A 3757-nucleotide genomic window follows, 5' to 3' on the forward strand; every position below is an offset into this window, starting at 1 on the left:
CGGGCGTGACCGCCGGCCTCCGCATGCTGCCGGCCGCGCGGTTCACTTGAGCAGCGCGTACGGCCCGCCGCGCTCGAGCGCGCGCCGGTACGCGGGCCGCGCGTGGATCGTGTCGAGAAAGCGTGCGATCGCCGGATGCGCGCCGCCATCGCCGCGCGCGGTCGCCGCTTCGAGCGGGAAGCTCATCTGGATGTCGGCCGCGCTGAAGCCGTCGCCGACGAACCAGCCCGTGCGGCGCAGCGTATCGTCGATATGGCCGAGATGCAGCGCGATCTGCGGATCGATGAAGCTCGATTGCAGCGACGCCGCGATCTTGCGCGCGATCGGCCGCGCGAAGAACGGCATCGGCGCGTTCGCGATCCGCAGCGCGACGAGCTTGAGCAGCAGCGGCGGCATCGCCGAACCTTCCGCATAGTGCAGCCAGTACGTGTAGTCGAGCCGCTCGGGCGTGCCGGGCGACGGCGCGAGACGGCCCTGGCCGTAGCGTTCGACAAGGTACTCGACGATCGCGCCGGATTCGGCGAAGGTGCGTCCGTCGTCGGTGACGACCGGCGACTTGCCGAGCGGATGGATCGCGCGCAGCGCGGGCGGTGCGAGCATCGTCTTCGGATCGCGCTCGTAGCGAGCGATCTCGTAAGGCACGCCGAGCTCCTCGAGCAGCCAGAGCACGCGTTGCGAACGCGAGTTGTTCAGGTGGTGGACGGTGAGCATGGCAATGCCGGAGCGGGGGCGGGAACGACATCATAGAGCGCGGTGCGCCGATGCGGGCCGCTATTCGTGCGGAGCGCGGGCTGTCGCTTGTCGCTGATGTTCTTTACGTGCGCTCGGCAGTCGCCTGCCGCCGCTGTCCATCACGCGCGCTCGGCAGCCGTCCGCCGCCGCCGCTGTCCATCACGCGCGCCGCACCGCGATCCACGCACCCCAGAACAGGCTCGCGAAAAACCGCAGCGGCGCGTCGAAACCGGCATCGTCCAGCAGCCGGTGCACGGCCTCCTCGGTCGCGGGCGGATCGGCGCCCTGCAGGATCTTCGCGAGCTTCTCGCGGACCGCGTCGGGCGTCGCGCCCTTCATGCGCCAGCGTTGCTGCCACGCGTCGAGCAGGCGCGGATGGTCCGCGTAGCGGCGGTAGTTGCCGGCGACGACGAGCGGCGCGCCGGGTTTCAGGCGGCGCGCGATCGCGTGCAGCAACGCGGCCTTCGCGTCGTCGCCCGGCAGATGATGGAGCACGCCGATCAGCGTCGCGCCGTCGAACCGCGCATCTTGCGGGGCGCTCGATCCGTCGTCCTGCTGGCCGTTGCTCCGGGCGTCCGGCGAGGATCGCGTTGCAGCTTCGAGCGGCAGCGTGTCGACCTCGCCTTCGACGAAGCGCGTGCGCGTGCCGAAGCCGGCGGCTTCGACGTTCGCGCGTGCAAGCGCGAGCATCGGCGCCGACGGATCGACGGCCGTGAAGCGCCAGTCCGGCTCGAGCGCGGCACACACGAGGATTTCCTGCCCGGTGCCGCCCGCGCCCGCGACGAGGACTTGCGCGTCGCGCGCGCCGATCGTCGACGCGAGCATGCAGGCGGTGAGTTCATGGCACGCGTCGTAGCCGGCGAGCGCGATGCGGGACTGCTCGGCGTATTCGTTCGCGCGCGCCGGATCGAATTTCGCGGCGCTGGTGGGGAGCGACATGGCGGGTTCCTCGGGTTGACGGCGAACGGTGTGTCCGCGGGCGATCGGGCAGAGCGTATGCGTGCGGATGCGCGGCAACAAGGCAAGCGGTCATTCCGGTATGCGCGCTACCCTGCAGCGCAGGACGACGCGTTTCCCGGGGTCGATACTCAATTAAAAAACCTCGCCCGCGCGCATCGCCACCACCGAAGCGGCGCATACTGTCTTACTCTTTCCCGCTTGGCGACCCGCATGCCAGGCCCTCTGCGCCGCGCCGACGGCGCAACCGTGCAGCCCGGCACGCACGAGGAGCGCACGATGTCCGATTGTCCGCACGATCCGTACGCGCATCACTACATCCACTGTCTGCCGTTCGGCGCGCAGCCGTGCGGCGCGAGCTGCGCGACGCCGCGCACGCATTTCCGCGTGTGGGCGCCCGGCTGCACCCAGGTCCAGCTGGAGCTCGACACCGGCAGCGGCATGACCGTCGTGCCGATGACGGCAGCCGGCCCGAACTGGTTCGAGGTGTTCGCCGACTGCGGTGCAGGCGCGCGCTACCGGTATCGCCTCGACGACACGATGTCGATTCCCGATCCCGCATCCCGTTCGCAACCCGAAGGGCTCAGCGGCCCGAGCGAGGTCGTCGATCCGCGCGCGTTCACGTGGCGTCACACGTTCTGGCACGGGCGTCCGTGGGAAGACATCGCGCTGTATGCGATCCGGCCGGATGCGGCCGGCGGTTTCGAAGGCGTGCGGCGCCGTTTGCCGCAGCTCGCCCACCTCGGCGTGACCGCGCTCGAACTGCTCGCGTCGCCGCACGACAGCCTGCCGTTCGCGCCGCTCGCGGTCGATGGCGGCCCCAACGCGCTGAAGGCGCTGATTGACGACGCGCACGGCTACGGTCTCGCGGTCATGCTCGAACTCGATTACGCGCGGTTCGGCAGCGGGACCGACGCGCTGCGTCATTACTCGGCGCCGTTCTTCCACACCCGCGACGATCCGCTGCAGGCGCCGCCGCTCGCGCTCGACCATCCGGAAGTGTGCGATTTCTTCTGCGACAACGCGCTGTACTGGATCGAGGAATACCGTTGCGACGGCCTGCGCCTGCGCGAGGCGGACCGCATTGGCGTCGCATGGCTGCGCGAGATCGCGGACCGGGTGCGCGCCGCAACGCCGTCCGACCGGCTGATCCACCTCGTGCTCGGCAGCGAGCGGCATCCCGCGCATCTCGCGGATACCCATTTCGACGCGCAGTGGAACGGCTGCGGCGAGCGGGCGCTGCACCGGTTGACGGATGCCGCGTCGACGCATGACGGGATCTCCGCGCATCAGTCGATCCACACGCTCGCGCGCGCGCTGACGGCGGCGGGCACCGCGTTCCAGCCGGCGCCGCCGGCCGAAGGCGGCGCGCCGGAAGCCGCGTTACCGCTGACGTCGCTGGTGCTGTCCGACGGTGCGTGGCAGGATCGCGAGGCGGGTCTTGCCGCGCTCGCGCTGTCGTTGCTGACGCCGCAGATTCCGCTGATCTTCGACGAGACGGCGCGCGATCTCGAGCGCGCGCATTTCGTGCAATCGGCGCTCGCGGTGCGCGCGAAGCTGATCGCGCCGCGGCTCGCCGACTGCCGGCCGCAGGACGCGCATACGCTGCGCATGAGTGGCGCCGGCGAGGCCGATGCGCTGCTCGCGTCGTGGCGGCTTGCCGATGGCGAAACGCTCAGCATCGCGCTGAACCTGTCGCCGGAAGCGGTGCCGTTCGACGCACCGGGAGGGATGGTGGTGTTCGAGACGCCGGGACGCGCGCGCGACCGGGTCGATGGCGGGGAGCTGCCGCCATACTCGCTCGTTGCGTGGCTGACGGGCGACGTCAATCAGTACGCGCTGACGCACGACGTGCGCCGGATCGACGACGGCACGTGGCGCGGGATGCGCGCATGAGCGCATGAGCGCTGGCCGCGCGCGGCGGCGTTACCAGAAGCCGCGGATGCCCGCGATGCCGTGCGCGCCGTGGCGGCGCGCGTCGTCGAGGTGCGCGCGGGTCATGCCGCCGAGCGCATAGACGGGCACCGCGACCTGCGCGGCCCAGGCCTCGAACCGGGCCCAGCCGAGC

At 70.9% G+C, this 3757-nt stretch carries 4 protein-coding genes; 1 reads left to right on the forward strand and 3 read right to left on the reverse strand.

The genetic code is table 11. The features are described from left to right. Positions 1-42: 42 nt before the first annotated feature. Complete coding sequence (locus tag G3N94_RS40265) at positions 43-711, reverse strand: glutathione S-transferase (protein WP_205799748.1); 669 nt, start codon at positions 709-711, stop codon at positions 43-45. A 180-nt stretch (positions 712-891) separates the two neighbouring features. Beyond that, a complete protein-coding gene (locus tag G3N94_RS40270) occupies positions 892-1671 on the reverse strand; it encodes a class I SAM-dependent methyltransferase (RefSeq protein ID WP_205799749.1) in 780 nt (259 codons plus the stop codon). Between the two features lie 297 nt (positions 1672-1968). On the opposite strand from G3N94_RS40270, the gene G3N94_RS40275 reads away from it, so the two are divergent. Further along, positions 1969-3585 (forward strand): DUF3459 domain-containing protein, encoded by a 1617-nt coding sequence (locus G3N94_RS40275; protein WP_205799750.1) that lies wholly within the window; start codon positions 1969-1971, stop codon positions 3583-3585. 30 nt (positions 3586-3615) lie between these two features. On the opposite strand, the gene G3N94_RS40280 is transcribed toward G3N94_RS40275, so the two are convergent. Further along, the coding region (locus tag G3N94_RS40280) for a thiamine phosphate synthase (RefSeq protein WP_205799751.1) at positions 3616-3757 on the reverse strand (142 nt) is incomplete at its 5' end.

Source organism: Burkholderia sp. Ac-20353 (assembly GCF_017104785.1).
Classification (GTDB): Bacteria; Pseudomonadota; Gammaproteobacteria; order Burkholderiales; family Burkholderiaceae; genus Burkholderia.

Coding starts and splice junctions, on each gene's coding strand:
- G3N94_RS40265 (WP_205799748.1), bottom strand. CDS start 711: ATGCTCACCGTCCACCACCTGAACAACTCGCGTTCGCAACGCGTGCTC.
- G3N94_RS40270 (WP_205799749.1), bottom strand. CDS start 1,671: ATGTCGCTCCCCACCAGCGCCGCGAAATTCGATCCGGCGCGCGCGAAC.
- G3N94_RS40275 (WP_205799750.1), top strand. CDS start 1,969: ATGTCCGATTGTCCGCACGATCCGTACGCGCATCACTACATCCACTGT.